16 protein-coding genes are annotated in these 15,201 nt (G+C 65.1%); 12 read left to right on the top strand and 4 right to left on the bottom strand.

Translation table 11 applies throughout. The features are described 5' to 3' along the window. Window positions 1–131 (bottom strand): FAD-dependent oxidoreductase (locus GR328_RS27595; RefSeq protein ID WP_160886947.1); only part of this gene is annotated, 131 nt, incomplete at its 3' end. Window positions 132–375: 244 nt separating this feature from the next. On the opposite strand from GR328_RS27595, the gene GR328_RS19990 reads away from it, so the two are divergent. From GR328_RS19990 to moaB, 4 genes are all read left to right on the top strand, one after another. Next, window positions 376–942: a methylated-DNA--[protein]-cysteine S-methyltransferase gene (locus tag GR328_RS19990; RefSeq protein ID WP_160886945.1), complete on the top strand. Its 567-nt coding sequence runs from the start codon at window positions 376–378 to the stop codon at window positions 940–942. A 91-nt stretch (window positions 943–1,033) separates the two neighbouring features. Then, window positions 1,034–1,876: a uracil-DNA glycosylase gene (locus GR328_RS19985; RefSeq protein ID WP_160886943.1), complete on the top strand. Its 843-nt coding sequence runs from the start codon at window positions 1,034–1,036 to the stop codon at window positions 1,874–1,876. An 88-nt stretch (window positions 1,877–1,964) separates the two neighbouring features. Continuing rightward, entirely contained in the window at window positions 1,965–2,828 is an 864-nt protein-coding gene (gene ypfJ, locus GR328_RS19980) for a KPN_02809 family neutral zinc metallopeptidase (protein ID WP_160886941.1), read from the top strand. Window positions 2,829–3,015: 187 nt separating this feature from the next. Further along, window positions 3,016–3,570: a molybdenum cofactor biosynthesis protein B gene (gene moaB, locus GR328_RS19975; protein WP_160886939.1), complete on the top strand. Its 555-nt coding sequence runs from the start codon at window positions 3,016–3,018 to the stop codon at window positions 3,568–3,570. A gap of 1 nt (window position 3,571) precedes the next feature. On the opposite strand, the gene GR328_RS19970 is transcribed toward moaB, so the two are convergent. After that, window positions 3,572–4,060, bottom strand: a complete 489-nt coding sequence (locus GR328_RS19970) for a hypothetical protein (protein ID WP_160886937.1) — start codon at window positions 4,058–4,060, stop codon at window positions 3,572–3,574. Window positions 4,061–4,271: 211 nt separating this feature from the next. Between GR328_RS19970 and GR328_RS19965 the strand changes: the two genes are divergently transcribed. The 5 genes from GR328_RS19965 to GR328_RS19945 all read left to right on the top strand — a co-directional run bounded on the left by GR328_RS19965 (window position 4,272) and on the right by GR328_RS19945 (window position 10,474). Beyond that, the gene (locus GR328_RS19965) at window positions 4,272–5,357 is read left to right on the top strand and encodes a PA0069 family radical SAM protein (RefSeq protein ID WP_246215994.1); all 1,086 of its coding nucleotides are present in this window, start codon (window positions 4,272–4,274) and stop codon (window positions 5,355–5,357) included. Window positions 5,358–5,530: 173 nt separating this feature from the next. Further along, window positions 5,531–6,172, top strand: coding sequence for a ribonuclease HII (locus GR328_RS19960; RefSeq protein ID WP_160886933.1), 642 nt, complete (start codon window positions 5,531–5,533; stop codon window positions 6,170–6,172). 159 nt (window positions 6,173–6,331) lie between these two features. Continuing rightward, a complete protein-coding gene (locus GR328_RS19955) occupies window positions 6,332–7,528 on the top strand; it encodes a site-specific DNA-methyltransferase (protein WP_160886931.1) in 1,197 nt (398 codons plus the stop codon). 145 nt (window positions 7,529–7,673) lie between these two features. Further along, window positions 7,674–8,648 carry an ABC transporter substrate-binding protein gene (locus GR328_RS19950; protein ID WP_425487056.1) on the top strand — a complete coding sequence of 325 codons (975 nt, stop codon included), beginning with the start codon at window positions 7,674–7,676 and terminating at the stop codon, window positions 8,646–8,648. After that, window positions 8,645–10,474: an ABC transporter permease subunit gene (locus GR328_RS19945; protein WP_160886927.1), complete on the top strand. Its 1,830-nt coding sequence runs from the start codon at window positions 8,645–8,647 to the stop codon at window positions 10,472–10,474. Before GR328_RS19950 ends, GR328_RS19945 begins: the two co-directional genes overlap by 4 nt. Here the strand turns inward: GR328_RS19945 and GR328_RS19940 are convergent, their stop codons facing one another. After that, window positions 10,475–11,317, bottom strand: a complete 843-nt coding sequence (locus tag GR328_RS19940; RefSeq protein ID WP_160886925.1) for an alpha/beta fold hydrolase — start codon at window positions 11,315–11,317, stop codon at window positions 10,475–10,477. A 201-nt stretch (window positions 11,318–11,518) separates the two neighbouring features. On the opposite strand from GR328_RS19940, the gene GR328_RS19935 reads away from it, so the two are divergent. After that, a complete protein-coding gene (locus GR328_RS19935) occupies window positions 11,519–12,415 on the top strand; it encodes a LysR family transcriptional regulator (protein WP_160886924.1) in 897 nt (298 codons plus the stop codon). A gap of 310 nt (window positions 12,416–12,725) precedes the next feature. On the opposite strand, the gene mutY is transcribed toward GR328_RS19935, so the two are convergent. Continuing rightward, window positions 12,726–13,847 (bottom strand): A/G-specific adenine glycosylase, encoded by a 1,122-nt coding sequence (gene mutY / locus GR328_RS19930; RefSeq protein WP_160886923.1) that lies wholly within the window; start codon window positions 13,845–13,847, stop codon window positions 12,726–12,728. Between the two features lie 77 nt (window positions 13,848–13,924). Here mutY and GR328_RS19925 point away from each other — a divergent pair, with 77 nt between their 5' ends. Continuing rightward, complete coding sequence (locus tag GR328_RS19925) at window positions 13,925–14,425, top strand: DUF721 domain-containing protein (protein ID WP_425487055.1); 501 nt, start codon at window positions 13,925–13,927, stop codon at window positions 14,423–14,425. Window positions 14,426–14,537: 112 nt separating this feature from the next. Further along, a complete protein-coding gene (locus GR328_RS19920) occupies window positions 14,538–15,176 on the top strand; it encodes a DsbA family protein (RefSeq protein WP_160886921.1) in 639 nt (212 codons plus the stop codon). Window positions 15,177–15,201: the final 25 nt, after the last annotated feature.

Here is a 15,201-nt window from a genome sequence, read left to right as displayed (position 1 = left end):
ACGACGGAGATGTCCGCGCCCTTCTCGACCGCCTGCTGCTTGAGACGGATCGCCGTCGCCAGGCCCGCAGGGCCAGCGCCCACAATCACGACGTCGAACTCCATCGATTCACGGGCGGGAAAATCGGACATACGTATTCTCCTGTACGCGGCTTGGAAGCGCCAGCGATCCATATCGTTCACATATGAACGATATGGATCGCTTCTCAAGTAGGGCCTTTGTTGGAACCGTTCCTAACTTCTTTGGCACGCAGCTCAAAGTTCCCTTTCAGTATAAGGTTATGCTGAAAGCCGATGACACCCGCTCGTTTCGCCGGGAATCGTACAGGCGTCGTCCTGAGTTGTCCCTCCCATCAAGGGCGCTTAAGGTAGACAAATGCAGGATCACCCCTCCGATCGCGAGACGTTCTATACGCTGTTCGACACGCCCATCGGCTTATGCGGCCTTGCCTGGAACGGCCGCGGCATCGTCGGCGTGCAGCTGCCGGAAGACCATGCATCCAAAACGCGCAGCCGCATCGCCAAGCGTTTTCCGGGAGTTGCCGAAGCCCCTCCCCCGCCCCCCATCCAGGCGATCATCGCGGATATGGTCGCTCTGCTGAAGGGCGAGGCGCGCGACCTGTCCGGTGTCCCGCTGGACATGGAGGGCGTGCCGGAGCTTCACCGACGTGTCTTCGAGGTTGCGCGCAGCATTCCGCCCGGCCGGGTCCTGACCTATGGGGAGATCGCGTCCCGGCTCGGTGTCGACAATGCCCGGCTGATCGGTCAGGCGCTCGGGCGCAATCCTTTCGCCATCATCGTTCCCTGCCACCGGGTTGTCGCCGCAGGCGGCAAGCTCGGCGGGTTCTCGGCGAATGGCGGCGGCATGACGAAGCGCCGCCTTCTCTCTATCGAAGGCGCCCGGCGTGGTGACGATCCGACACTTTTCGACCTGATCTCCTGAGAGCAAGGTCGGCTTCCGCAAAGCCGCCGGCCGATCGCGCTCCTTGCGAGCCTCAGTTGTTCATCGGGCCCAGAACGCTTACATACGCTCTATGCAGGATCTCCCTTCCGACCGCGATGCTTTGAAGGCGCTCCTCGACTTCCATGTCGAGGCGGGGGTTGATCTTGCCCTCGACGAGGTTCCGCACAACCGCTTCGCGGAGCCGAAACCCGAACCGGCACGCGTGGCGAGCCCCGCTCCGCAGAACCAGGCAGCCCGCGCCTCGCCGGCCTCGGCCGCCCCCTCCCCATCGCGCGCCTTGCCCAAGGCCGCCGCCGGCGCGCCCGACGAAGTGGCGAGCCTCGCCCGCGAGCAGGCGCGCCACGCCCGGACCATGGAGGAGCTGGAGACGATCCTCGCAGCCTTCGAGGGCTGTGCCTTGAAGTTTTCCGCCAAGAACCTGGCCTTCGCCGACGGCAATCCGGAAGGCCGGGTGATGCTGGTGGGCGAAGCCCCCGGCGCGGACGAGGACCGGATCGGCAAGCCCTTCATGGGCCGCTCCGGCCAGTTGCTCGACCGGATGCTCGCTACGATCGGCCTCGACCGTAGCCAAGTCTATGTGGCCAATATCGTGCCCTGGCGTCCGCCGGGCAACCGCACGCCGACACCGCAGGAAATCGCGATCTGCAAGCCGTTCATCGCCCGGCAGATCGAGCTGGCCTCTCCCGAATTCCTGCTCTGTCTCGGCGGCCCCGCGGCCCAGAACCTGCTCGGCCTCAAGGACGGGATTCTGCGTACCCGCGGGCGCTGGTTCACCTACAAGACCGAGGACGGCCGCGAGATCCGCGCCTTGCCGACCTTGCACCCGGCCTATCTGCTGCGCCAGCCCCTACAGAAGCGCCTCGGCTGGCGGGATTTCATGGCCTTGAGGCGGGCGCTCGACGCGAAGGAATAGGGGCGCGCCCCGAGGGCGTTCGGAACTCGTTCAACCTTTCGGGCCTTAAGCTCCTGCGGCATATCATGTTGCCGCTCGTGGGTGGAACATGCGGTGGGAAGACTTCCGAACCTCGTCCAATGTGGAAGACCGTCGCGGCATGGGCATGGTCCGCGGTGGCGGGCTGGGGATCGGCACCATCGTGATCCTGGGCCTCGTCGGCTGGGCCCTCGGCATCGACCCGCGCCTTCTGATCGGCGGCGCCGAGATGCTCAACGGCGGCGGTTCGGGCTATCAGCAGCAACAGGGCCGTCCGGGCACGCCTCAGGACGAGGCGGGGCGCTTCGCCGCCGCGATCCTCGGCAATACGGAAGACGTGTGGAAGACCGTTCTGCCCCAGCAGGTGAACCGGCAATACCAGGAGCCGAAGCTGGTGCTGTTCTCCGGTGCCACGCGCTCGGGCTGCGGCGGCGCGCAATCGGCCATGGGGCCCTTCTACTGTCCGCTCGACCAGACGGTCTACATCGACCTTTCCTTCTTCGAGGAGATGCAGCGCCGTTTCCGCGCTGGCGGCGACTTCGCCTATGCCTATGTGCTCGCGCACGAGGTCGGCCACCATGTCGAGAACCTTCTCGGCATTCTCCCGCGCGTGCAGGAGCGCCAGCAGGAAGTGGGCCGATCCCAGGCGAATCAATTGTCCGTTCGCGTCGAGCTGATGGCGGATTGCCTGGCCGGCGTTTGGGCGCACCATTCCAACCAGCGCTGGCAGTCGCTGGAGCAGGGCGACATCGAGGAAGCGGTCCGCGCGGCGGAAGCCATCGGCGACGACCGGCTGCAGAAGCAATCTCAGGGCCGCGTGGTGCCCGATTCCTTCACCCACGGCTCTTCGGAACAGCGCATGCGCTGGCTCACGACGGGTCTGAAGAGCGGCTCCGTCCAGTCCTGCGACACGTTCAGGGCTGCGAAATTGTAAGGTTCTGCCTTCATCGTCACGACATCATCCAGCCGTGCCCCTTCCCCGTCACGGCCGCCCTCGTCGCGGCCGTCCACGTCTTGGGAACGCACCGCGCCGCGAAGACGGGGATGGCCGGGGATGGCGATGAGGGTGTCAGTGTGCTCCTCTCTGCGTTAGATGTTGATCGACCACGCGAGAGTTCCCCATGCCCGGCATCGACGAAACGCTGACCTTCATTCCGCTCTCCATCGCGGTGCTCACGGTGTCCGACACGCGCTCCCTTGATGACGACAAGTCCGGCGCCACGCTCGCCGAGCGAATCATGAAGGCAGGTCACAGGCTCGGGGACCGCGCGATCGTGACGGACGACGTGGAGGCCATCCGCGAAAGGGTCAAAGGCTGGATCGCCGATCCCGCCATCGACGTGGTCATTACCACGGGCGGTACGGGCTTCACCGGCCGGGACGTCACGCCCGAGGCCATCGAGCCCCTGTTCGAGAAGCGCATGGACGGCTTCTCCGCCGTGTTCCACCGCATTTCCTACGACAAGATCGGCACCTCGACGATTCAGTCCCGCACCACGGCGGGCGTGGCGAACGCCACCTACATCTTCGTCCTGCCGGGATCGCCTGGCGCCTGCAAGGACGCGTGGGACGCAATCCTCGCCACCCAGCTCGACTACCGCTACCGCCCCTGCAACTTCGTCGAGATCATGCCCCGCCTCGACGAGCACCTGAAGCGCGGAAAGCTGAAAGGATGAATCAGCCGAAGACCGGATCGCGCTCGATCCGGGCCGACAGGCGCACGGGCGCGCGGGCCTTCACCTCGTGGAGCAAGATCCGCCGGTGCACGAGATCGCCCGCGCGGACGGAGGAGCGCGCGAAGGCGCGGCGCAGGAGCCCGGCCATGCCGGTGTCCCGGCGGAAACGGGCAAGCCCCCGCTCGGGCGGTGTTAGGGCCACGAAACGGTCGAGGATCCGGATCCAATCCTCCTGGGGAATATCGCCGTCGTCGAGGCAGAGCAGCCAATCCCGCCGCGCCGTTCGGGCTCCCTCCGCCCAGGACATCTCTTCCGCGACCATCAGGCTGGCCCCGACAGCATCGGCCACCTTCGCCAAGGTCCCGTCCTGTCTGCGGGATAGAATGACGGCATCGCCGACGAGCCCCGCCGCGACGGCGGGAACGAGGGCGCTCAAGGTGGCGGCCAGGGCCTCCGGCCCATGAGTGACACGGACGAGAACGGTGATCATGGATCTCTTATAGCCCCTTCGCATGGCAACGTCGCCGGGTGGATCGTCATTAAGAGCACTTGATTTTGTTCCTCGTTTGTTCTGTTCTGGGTTGGTTCTCAATCCAGATTCGCCCGAGGCCGCCATGTCCATCCGTATCAAGGATCAGCCCGCTCCTTCGAGGCCTGTGAAGCGCTCGCCCATCGAGGCCGCCGAGGCTGCGCGCCGTCGGATGGACGATCCGGCCTATCGGGTCGAGATGGACCGCCGCCGGGGCCGGGGCGCGGTGGCCAACCCCACCGGGCGCTGCGAGCCCGCGCGGCGCGAGAGCTTCGACGACGGCTGGGACATCGGGGAGGAGCTTTTGCCCCTGCCGACCGAGGTGATCATCGAGAAGCCGCGTACGATCATCACGAAGAACGATTCCCCCGACATCCTCTTCGAGAAGTCGATCAATCCGTACCGCGGCTGCGAGCACGGCTGCTCCTACTGCTTCGCGCGGCCTACCCATGCCTATCAGGGCCTGTCCTCAGGACTCGACTTCGAGACCAAGATCTTCGCCAAGCCCAATGCCGCCGAACTTCTGGAGAAGGAGCTGCGCGCGCCGAATTATCAGCCCACGACCATCGCGCTCGGCGCCAACACGGACCCCTATCAGCCGGTGGAGCGAAAGTTCCGCATCACGCGCTCCGTTCTTGAAGTGCTGAACCGCGCCAACCATCCCGTCGGCATCGTTACGAAATCGGCGCTGGTCACCCGCGACATCGATCTCTTGAGCCAGATGGCCGACAAGCAGCTCGCCAAGGTCGCGATCTCCATCACGACCCTCGATCCGAAGCTCGCCCGAAGGATGGAGCCGCGCGCGGCGACGCCCGCCAAGCGCCTCGAGACCGTGCGCAGGCTCTCGGAGGCCGGCATTCCGGTGACCGTGCTGGTGGCCCCGATCATTCCCGCCATCAACGATCACGAAATCGAAGCTATCCTGAAAGCCTCGCAGCAGGCCGGGGCGCAGGAGGCCGGATACGTGCTGCTTCGCCTGCCGCACGACCTGAAGGACCTCATGCGCGACTGGCTGGTGGAGCACTATCCGGACAAGCTCAAGCACGTGTTCTCGCTGCTTCAGGAAGCGCGCGGCGGCAAGGATTACGATTCCGGCTGGAGCACGCGCCAGTCGGGCGTCGGCCCCTATGCCTGGATGATCGGCCGCCGCTTCGAGACCGCCGCCGAGCGGCTGGGGCTGAACAAGCGGAATCTCTCCCTGCGCAAGGACCTGTTCAAGTCTCCCGCGAAAGAGACCGGGCAGCTGAGTTTGTTTTGAGCCTTCCCCGTCATGGCCGTCCGATCGGACAAGCGCGGCGCTTCGCACCATCGGGATCACCGGCACAAGGCTGGTTTGAAGCGGGAGGGAACAGGGATCATGGAGGGAGCATTCACACGGGCGGCATAAAGCGCGGATGACAAAGAGGCCTCCTCCCGCTTTGATCCCACCCCATGACCGCACCGATTCGCTCTCCCAGGAAACCCGGCCTTGGCCTCGACCGCGAGCTTTCCGCCCGCGCGGCGGGCTACACCTGCATCGCGGGCCTCGACGAGGTCGGGCGCGGACCGCTCGCAGGACCGGTCGTATCGGCGGCGGTCGTGCTCGATCCGGACAATGTCCCGCAGGGCCTGGCGGATTCGAAGGTCCTCACGGCGCCGAAGCGCGAGGCGCTGTTCGCGGAAATCCTGGCGACCGCGAAGGTGGGCATTGCCTCGGTGTCCCATACAGAGATCGACATCATCAATATCAGGCAGGCCTCGCTGCAGGCCATGTGCCGGGCGCTCGCGGCCCTTCCCTGCACGCCGGATCTCGCCTTCGTCGACGGCAACGATCCGCCGCGACTTCCCTGCGCGACAAAGGCTTTCATCAAGGGCGATTCGAGCATCGCGTCGATCGCGGCAGCCTCCATCGTGGCGAAAGTGGTGCGCGACCGCATGATGGCGCGCCTCGCCGAGACTTATCCGGCCTACGGATTCGCGAGCAATGCGGGCTACAGCACGAAGACGCATCTCCGGGTGCTCGCCAGCGACGGCCCCTGCCCGTTTCACCGCATGAGTTTTGCGCCGCTGAGACAAGGGTTACTGGACCTGTAACCAAACCTAACGCGCGTTAACCAGAAAAGATCAATCTTTTCAATATCTAGGCAAGTTTTGCCGACCCAAAATAAGACGCATTTTTTTCTTTCTGGAAACCTGATCTTTACCCTAACGGACGATGATCCTGAGTGTCAGTTGCGTAACCGGTGATCACCCATGGGTACCTTGCGTACCGGGGCTGCCGGCGCCGCCTCCCGGATCAGTGTCTCGCGTACCGGGCGGTCTGCGCCGGCTCCTCGGACGGGGCGTAAAGCCTCCCTCTCCGTCTTGCCGAAGCCTCTTCCTCTCAACGAGATCCTTCTCGGCGACTGCATCGCCAGTCTCGAGAAGCTTCCCCCCGAGAGCGTCGACGTCGTCTTCGCGGATCCGCCGTACAACCTCCAGCTCGAACAGGCGCTCACGCGTCCGGATCAGAGCCTCGTCGACGCCGTCGACGACGACTGGGACAAGTTCGCGAGCTTTGCCGATTACGACGCCTTCACCCGCGCCTGGCTCTCCGCCGTGCGCCGCGTGATGAAGAAGAACGCGACCTTGTGGGTAATCGGCTCCTACCACAACATCTTCCGCGTGGGCGCGGCCCTGCAGGATCTCGATTTCTGGATTCTCAACGACATCGTGTGGCGGAAAGCCAACCCGATGCCGAACTTCAAGGGCCGCCGCTTCACCAATGCGCACGAGACCATGATCTGGGCCTCGAAGAGCGCGGATTCGAAGGGCTACACCTTCCATTACGATGCGCTGAAAGCCGGCAACGAAGACGTGCAGATGCGCTCGGACTGGTTCATCCCGATCTGCACCGGCGACGAGCGCCTGAAGGACGAGAACGGGCGCAAGGTGCACCCCACCCAGAAGCCGGAAGCGCTGCTCGCCCGTGTGCTGCTCTCCTCGTCCAATCCGGGTGACGTGGTGCTCGATCCCTTCTTCGGCTCCGGCACCACCGGCGCCGTCGCCAAGATGCTTGGGCGCAACTTCATCGGCCTCGAGCGCGATCCGGTTTATGCGCAAGCCGCGCGCAAGCGCATCGATGCGGTCGTCCCGCTCGACGACGTATCGGTCGCGGCCCCGCCGGAGAAGCGCGCTGAAGTGCGCGTGCCGTTCCTGTCGCTCGTCGAGGGCGGCTATGTGAAGGCGGGCGAGACGCTGGTGGACGAACGCCGCCGCCACAAGGCCGTGGTGCGCGCCGACGGCACGCTCGCTCTGGGCCCCATCGTCGGCTCGATCCACAAGATCGGCGCGCTGACGCAAGGCTTCCCATCCTGCAACGGCTGGACATTCTGGCACGTGGAACGAAACGGAAAGCTCGTTTCCATCGACGAGTTCCGCACGAAGGTGCGGGCGGAACTCGCGGCGTAGGATCAAGATATCATCCCGTATCTTCGAAAGGGCCAGCCCGGTGCTGGCCCTTTCCGCTTTACGCCCTAGCCTTTCGTCACAGAGACGTCATCCAAGACCGCTAGCGCGGGATAGATCGAACGAAAGACAGGACCTGCCCGTGCTCATCAAGCGCATACTTCCCCTGCTCGCCGCCCTCGTGCCCGCCTTCGCACAGGCCGAAGGCATATCCGGCGACCTTGTGCTCTATACGAGCCAGCCCAACACCGATGCCCAGCAGACGATCGACGCCTTCAAGGCCAAGTATCCCGAGGTCAACATCACCTTCGTCCGCGACGGCACGCCGAAGATCCTCGCCAAGCTGAGCGCGGAATTCGAAGCGGGACAGCCCCGGGCCGACGTGCTGCTGATCGCCGACAGCGTCACGATGGAAGGCCTCAAGAAGGATGACCGACTGCTCGCGCACGACAAGGCCGATATTTCGGCCTACGCCAAAGGCACCCACGATCCGCAGAAGTTCTGGTTCGCCACGAAGCTGATCACCACCGGCATCGCCTACAACACCAAGGCGACCTTCAAGCCCACCTCCTGGGTCGACCTCACGCGGCCCGAAGTCAAAGGTCAGCTCGTCATGCCGAGCCCCCTCACATCGGGCGCCGCTCTCATCCATGCCGCCACCCTGACCGGCAATCTCGAAGGCGGCTGGAAGTACTACGAGGACCTCAAGGACAACGATGCCACGGCCGGCGGCGGCAACGGCGACGTGCTGAAGCAGGTCGCGGGCGGCCAGAAGCTCTATGGCGTCATCGTCGACTACATGCCGATTCGCGAGAAGGCCAAGGGCGCCCCGATCGAGTTCGTGTTCCCGCAGGAGGGCGTCTCGGCCGTGTCCGAGCCCGTCGCCATCCTCAAGACCACAAAGAATCCCGAAGCCGCCCGCGCCTTCGTCGATTTCCTGATTTCGAAGGAAGGGCAGGAACTGGCGCTGAAGCAGGGCTACATCGCCGCGCACCCCGCCGTCCCGCTGCCTGCCGGCTATCCGCCGCGCGAGCAGATCAAGGTCATGGGCTTCGATGCCGCGAAGGCGCTGGCCGACGAGACCGCGAACAAGGCGACTTTCGCCGACATCTTCGGTCAGTGAGAGACCGGGCGCACACCAAATCGTTCCTGGAGCGGGGAGGTTTCGGCCTCCTCGCTTTCGTCGCTTTGGCCGTGCTCTCCTTTGAGGTCCTGCCTGCCCTTCGGCTGCTCCTGGTGGCCTTGGCCCCCGGGGGCGCCTTCGATCCGGGGAAGGCGATCGCCGCCCTCTCCGGCCGGTCGGCCCTTCGGGCCGCGCAGGCGACGCTGGAGACCGCCTTGTTCTCCACCCTGCTGGCGGTTCCGCTCGGCACGGCGATGGCGCTGGTCCTTGGCGTCACCGACATGCGCGGGCGCCATCTCGCCTCGTTCCTCTTCGTTCTGTCCGTGATGATCTCGCCACAGGTCATCGCCCTTGCCTTTCTCCATCTCGCCGGCCCGGCATCTCCGATTCTGAACAGTCTGGGCCTCGCGCCCGGAGCGGGCAGCGCGAACCCGATGCTCGGGCGCGACGGGATCATTCTCGTGCTGGGGCTGCATCACGCGCCGCTCGTCTATGTGGTGGTGAGCGCGGGCCTCAAGCGCATACCGCTCATCGTGATCGAAGCCGCACGCGTGGACGGAGCACGGCCCCTGCGCATCGTCACCGACCACGTGATGCCGCTGCTGCGTCCCCACCTCATGAGCGCGGGCCTGCTCGCCTTCGTGGCGGGCATCGGCAATTTCGGCATTCCGGCCCTGCTCGGCGCGCCGGTGAATTACCTCACGCTGCCTGTTCTCATCTACCGCCGCATGTCGAGCTTCGGCACCGGCATCCTTGGCGACGTGGCGATGCTGGGCCTTTGCGTCGCGACCATCGCCATCGTCTGCGTGGCCGCCAGCCAGATCATCACCCGCCGCGGCGGCGTGCTTTTGGAAGACGACGCTCCCATGCTGCCATTCTGGCATCTCGACCGGGCTCGCGCGGCCGCCGAGATTTTCGTGATCTTCGTCATCGCTGCCGTTCTCGTCCTACCCGTGCTGTCCCTGCTGGCGGCCGCTCTCGTTCCGTCCTACGGCATGCCCCTGAGTCTCGAGACAATCACCTTCGACAATTTCGCCGAGGTCCTGGCGCGACAGGACGTAACCATGCGCGCCTTCCTGAACTCGCTCGCCTATGCAGGGGGTGCGGCGTGCCTGCTGGCCTGTCTGTCGATCCCTATGGCCTATGCTCTGGTGCGCCTGGCGGGACCGGCGAGAATCCCCATGACGGCTCTTCTCGAGACGTCCTACGTCCTTCCCGGCATCGTGCTGGCCATCGCATGCATTCTCCTGTTCCTGAAACCGCTGCCGCTGATCGGCATCTCGCTCTACGCGACGCCGGCGATCATCGTCTTCGCCTATCTCGCCCGCTTCCTTTCGGTCGTGCTCAAGCCCGTGCTCGCCGGAATGGCGCAGGTCGACGTGGCGCAGGAGGAGGCCGCATCGCTCGATGGCGCGGGCCTCGCGCGCCGGCTCGCCGACATCATCCTCCCCTCGCTTCTTCCGGCCGCGGTGGCCGGCGGCCTGATGGCGTTCCTGCTCGCCTTCAGCGAGCTGACGGTGTCGGCCCTGCTCTGGTCGGCGGGAACCGAGACCATCGGCGTCGTGCTCTACAATCTCGAAGAGGCGGGTCTCGCGAGCCAGGCCTCGGCCGTCGCGACCGTCATCGTCGCCGTCGTCATGCTCGCCATGCTCGCTCTCCACGCCCTGGGCAGGTACCTGCCGGAAGGCACATTGCCCTGGCACTGCCCGTCGGAAGGCGCGTCGTTCTCCACCTGCAAGTCGGAGCGCGCCGCGCTTCCTGCGGGCCCCCTCGGCGTGACGAGACCGCAACCGGTCTTGAGGGCGTCAGACGGAATGGGTGCCTGATCACCGCGCGGCGAGCCACCGAAGCAGCTCCGCATCGAAGAGCGCGCTCTCCTCGAGTTGCGGCGTGTGCCCGCTCTTCTCGAACACGCGAACCGTGAGATCGCGGAAGCAGCCGCGATAGGCATCCCATGTCGCGTAGGGCGCGACGAGATAATCGTACCGCCCGAGGGCGAGGAAAACCGGGATGTCGAGCCGCTCCAACCCTTGCCGCACATCGAGGTCGCGAAACGTCTCGCCCCATAAGTGGTCGATGACAGGCATGTTCACATGCACGCCTTCCCAGAGCGCAGCCGCATCAAAGCCGTGATCGTACCAGCTCTTCGCGCCGAGGCGGATGCAGAAGGTGACGAAACGCTTCTCGGGTGCAGCCTCGATCTCGGCGGGAAGCAATGCGAGATCGCCTGCGAGCTTCGCCTTGCGCTCCGGGCAGACGGATTCCTGCCAGTACCGTTCCGACGCTTCCTGATGCGCCGCGCCGTGGCTCGGCCCGGTGCCGATCATCACCACGTGGGACACGTGCTGCGGATAGCGCTTGGCATATTCCAGCGCCATGTAGCCATGGCCGGAATGGCCCATGACGATCATCTTCTCGTGCCCGAAATGACGCCGGGCGAGGTCGATGTCGTCGAGCACCACATCGAGTTCGTAGTCGGATGGCTGCAGATCCTTCGAGGTTTTCGCAAAGCCGCGATGATCGACGAAGACAAGCTGCAGCGACCTCCTCAGGTTCTGCGAGAAGGTTCGCGGATAGTAGACCGCGCTGCCGATCACGATGGCAGGCGTGCCCTGCCCTTCGACGGAATAGGCCAGGTCAAAACCACCGGATGAGATAGTACCGCGCATGATCGCTGCTCATGAACTTTGCCTCGCGCGTTTCTCGCCCGAGCCCTCCGGCTTGTGAAGCCCCTGACCTCGTCAGAAGTGTAGACCACCCTCACGCGGCTGAAGGGCTGCGGGCAAACCCTCCTCAGGCGATGGTGGGATCACCCGACCCACGGAACATCCCCCTATGCCTGCGCCGCCCCAACGTTTTAGCATACTGCCATGGCTCACCCTTCTCACGATCCCTTTCACCTCGCCTTCAGCGAACCGTCCTGGGACGATCTGCGGATCTTCCTGGCCGTGGTGGCTCATGGATCGATGAACGGCGCGGCGAAAGCCTTGGGGCAGAGCCAGCCGACGGTGGCCCGGCGCATCAGGGCACTGGAGGAGACGCTCGGGATCGACCTTTTCCAGCGCGGTCCCAACAACCTCGAACTGACGGGGGCAGGCCGGGCGATCCTCGAGGCGGCCTCCCCCATGGGCGAGGCGGCAAGCATCGTGGCGCGCACGGCCTCAGCCCATCGACCCGATCCGGATGCGCCCGTGCGCGTGACCGCGACCTCCTCGGTCGCCCTGTTCCTGTCGCTGCATTCAGCGGAACTGCACAAGGCCGCCGAGCCCGTGGAGATCGCCTATATTCCCACCCGCCGAAAGCTCGACCTCGCCTCGGGTGAGGCCGACATCGCGCTTCGCATGCGCGTCCTGCCCGAGGGCACTGACGAGCTCGTGGCGCGAAAGGTGGGGCAGATCGCCTTCGCCATCTACGCCACCTCCGAGGACCCGGCGTCCGTCATCGCCCCGCCGGAGGATCCGACCCTGTCCCGGCAGGCGGCCTATGTCGCCGAGTTCGCGCAAGGGCGCACGATTGCCGCCCGCATCGGCGACATGCCGATCCGGTATCAAGCGGCCAAAGCGGGCCTGGGCGCGGCCTTCCTGCCCTGCTGGCTCGGCGATTCCGATCCCGATCTCAAGCAGGTTGTGATGCCCGAAGGCGACCTGATCGAGGATGTGTTCCTCGTCATGCATCGCCGCAGCCGCAACCGCCCGAACGTGATGCGCGTGGCGAATGCGCTCGCGGCCCTGTTCAAGCGCAGTCAGAAGGCGCTGGCGGGAGGGTGACGGCTCTCACGATTGCAGCTCTCATTCCGACAGGTCGACGCGCGGATGGAAGACGAGATCGTTCCATGCCTGAAGGGGCTGAGAGCAAGAGGCGCAAGGTCGAAGCGTTGTGTCACTCCCGACAACAGAACGGCCGTACAGCGTCATGGCCGTCTGCGGACTTGTTCCGGGAATCAGTCCCGGCCATCCCGATGCAAAAGGCGCAGGCGCTCCGACGGATCGGGATCAACGGCCTTGTGCCGGTGATGACACAGTGAGAGCTGATGCATGCACCTCCTAGGCCCCACTCCTACGGCTGCGCGACCGCGACCTACTTCGCGGCGCCCTTCGCAGGCTGCTTGTCGGATGCCTTCTTCGCCCCCGGCAGATCACCCAAGGCATGCACCAAAACCTTCTTCATGGCGCCGGGCAATGCCTCCTCATGCAGATGAAGCCGCGGGGTCCAGCGCATGTCATGCGGGGCGGGCGTGCCCTTGGCCACCTTCGCGAAAAGCACCGTCAGCTCCAGGGGGAAATGGGTGAACACGTGGCGGACTGTGCCGGGCAGCCGCTGCCAGCGCGCCTCGATGGGGGCGTCGAGCACGGCGCGTGAGGGTTCGTAATCCGGCAGCCAATCGCTCGTCGGCGGCTCGGCCATGCCGCCGAGAAGCCCCGCTGGAGGGCGGGTGCGCAGAAGGATCGTGTCATCGGCGCGCAGCACCACGAAGGCCGCGCCTCTGCGCAGGGGCCCGGTCTCCTTCTTCTGTTTCTTCGGGAACATCTCCTGCAGGCCCGTGGCGCGGGCTTGGCACGGCCTCATCCAGGGGCAGAGCGCGCAGGCCGGGCGCTTGGGCGTGCAGATCGTGGCGCCGAGATCCATGACCGCTTGCGCGAAATCGCCGGGCCTGTCCTCGGGCACGAGTTCCGCCGTCAGGGAGCGGATGAGAGGTTTTGACTTGGGCAGCGGCTCCTCGACCATGAAGACGCGGGACATGACCCGCTCCACATTGCCGTCCACCGCCGCCGCCCTTTCGTTGAAGGCGATGGCGGCCACGGCCGCCGCCGTGTAGGCGCCGATGCCGGGAAGCTTCAGGAGTTCGGGCTCCGTCGAGGGAAATTCGCCGCCGTGCCTGTCCACGACCGCCTTGGCGCAGGCATGGAGATTGCGGGCGCGGGAATAATAGCCGAGTCCCGCCCAAGCCTGCATGACCGCCTCCGCCGGAGCCCCGGCGAGAGCCTCCACGGTCGGGAATCGCTCCAGGAAGTTGAGGTAGAAGGGTTTGACCGCCGCCACCGTGGTCTGCTGCAGCATGATCTCGGACAGCCAGACGCGGTAAGGGTCGGCGGTCTCGCCGGCCCTGGCGCGCCAAGGCAGCTCGCGCCGGTGACGGTCGTACCAGGCAAGCAGGTCCTGCGGGTCGGGCTTGGTCGCGCTCGGGGCGGGCGTTAACATGAGATTCGGAATAACGGTCTACACGGAATATTCCAACGCGGCTTTTGGACATTCAACATGAGACGACCGAGGCGCCAGTGAAACGCCCAAGGCCTTTGGCCCGCCCCATTGCCGAGTTTCTCGACGTCTGTCTCTCCCCGAGCCTGGCGGCGCAAGGCTTTGCGACCTCCGACGTGATCATGGCCTGGCCCGACATCGTCGGAGAAAGGCTCGCCGCCTTCACCCAGCCGCTCAAGATCGAATGGAAGCGAAAGCCTCCCCATGCGGATCCGGAGGCGCGCCCGGAACCCGCGACCCTCGTTGTCCGGGTCGAAAGCGCCTTCGCGCTCGAACTCCAGCACATGGCTCCCACGGTCATCGATCGGGTCAACACCTATTACGGCTGGCGCTGCATCGGCAGGATCGTCCTGAAACAAGGCCCCGTGCGGCGGGTTGAGAGGAAGCCGCCCCCGGCGCCCCCCCTCACCCCGGCGGAGATGACCAAGGTCGACACCGCCATCGATGGCATCGCGGAGGACGGCCTCAAGGCCGCCCTCGACCGGCTGGGCCGGGCGATCGTAGGCAGCAAGCGGTCATGAGCAAGGCGGTCGTCAGCTCCGGTTCACGCACGAAAGAGTGAGATGGGCGGCGCTTGCCTTGGGCAACGTCTCAATTTACCGCAAAGCAGCATCTCTTCAGGAGTTCTCCCCCATGATCACCCGGCGTCAGACGCTTCAGCTTCTCGGGACCGCAGCCCTTACCGCCACGCTCGTCACGAGCTTCCCCGCCCTGGCGCAGAACGTGACCGTTCAGGACCTCGCCGTCGAGGGTCCCCTCGGGGACGTGGCTTTGGGCCCGGACAACGCCAAGGTGACGATCATCGAATACGCGTCCCTCACCTGCTCCCACTGCGCCAATTTCCACGCCACCACCTGGCCTGAGCTCAAGAAGCGCTACGTCGACACGGGGAAGGTCCGGTTCATCCTGCGCGAATTCCCTCTCGACCCTCTGGCGACGGCCGGCTTCATGCTCGCCCGCTGCGACGGGAACGACAAATATTATCCGATAACGGACATGCTCTTCGAGCAGCAGAAGAACTGGGCTTTTGTGGACAAGCCCCTGGATGCGCTCCGCCAGTTCATGAGGCAGGCGGGTTTTTCACAGGAAAAATTTGATGCTTGCCTCAAGGACCAGAAACTTTATGACGCAGTCAACGCGGTGAAGAACCGGGCTATGGAACAGTTCAATGTGGACTCCACCCCGACTTTCTTCATCAATGGTCAGCGTCATCCGGGAAGCCTCTCGATCGATGAGATTGAAAAGGTCATCAAGCCTCTTCTGGGCGAGTAAGCCCCTGAAACCGGCCCCCCAGGGG

Origin of the sequence: Microvirga makkahensis (genome assembly GCF_009830105.1) — a bacterium.
GTDB lineage: Bacteria > Pseudomonadota > Alphaproteobacteria > Rhizobiales > Beijerinckiaceae > Microvirga > Microvirga makkahensis.
This window is presented reverse-complemented; position numbering and strand designations above follow the sequence as displayed.

Bases quoted from the DNA above. Each gene is read 5' to 3' on its own strand.
- GR328_RS19990 (WP_160886945.1), top strand. From the start codon at position 376: ATGCAGGATCACCCCTCCGATCGCGAGACGTTCTATACGCTGTTCGAC.
- GR328_RS19985 (WP_160886943.1), top strand. From the start codon at position 1,034: ATGCAGGATCTCCCTTCCGACCGCGATGCTTTGAAGGCGCTCCTCGAC.
- ypfJ (WP_160886941.1), top strand. From the start codon at position 1,965: ATGCGGTGGGAAGACTTCCGAACCTCGTCCAATGTGGAAGACCGTCGC.
- moaB (WP_160886939.1), top strand. From the start codon at position 3,016: ATGCCCGGCATCGACGAAACGCTGACCTTCATTCCGCTCTCCATCGCG.
- GR328_RS19970 (WP_160886937.1), bottom strand. From the start codon at position 4,060: ATGATCACCGTTCTCGTCCGTGTCACTCATGGGCCGGAGGCCCTGGCC.
- GR328_RS19965 (WP_246215994.1), top strand. From the start codon at position 4,272: ATGGACGATCCGGCCTATCGGGTCGAGATGGACCGCCGCCGGGGCCGG.
- GR328_RS19960 (WP_160886933.1), top strand. From the start codon at position 5,531: ATGACCGCACCGATTCGCTCTCCCAGGAAACCCGGCCTTGGCCTCGAC.
- GR328_RS19955 (WP_160886931.1), top strand. From the start codon at position 6,332: ATGGGTACCTTGCGTACCGGGGCTGCCGGCGCCGCCTCCCGGATCAGT.
- GR328_RS19940 (WP_160886925.1), bottom strand. From the start codon at position 11,317: ATGCGCGGTACTATCTCATCCGGTGGTTTTGACCTGGCCTATTCCGTC.
- GR328_RS19935 (WP_160886924.1), top strand. From the start codon at position 11,519: ATGGCTCACCCTTCTCACGATCCCTTTCACCTCGCCTTCAGCGAACCG.
- mutY (WP_160886923.1), bottom strand. From the start codon at position 13,847: ATGTTAACGCCCGCCCCGAGCGCGACCAAGCCCGACCCGCAGGACCTG.
- GR328_RS19920 (WP_160886921.1), top strand. From the start codon at position 14,538: ATGATCACCCGGCGTCAGACGCTTCAGCTTCTCGGGACCGCAGCCCTT.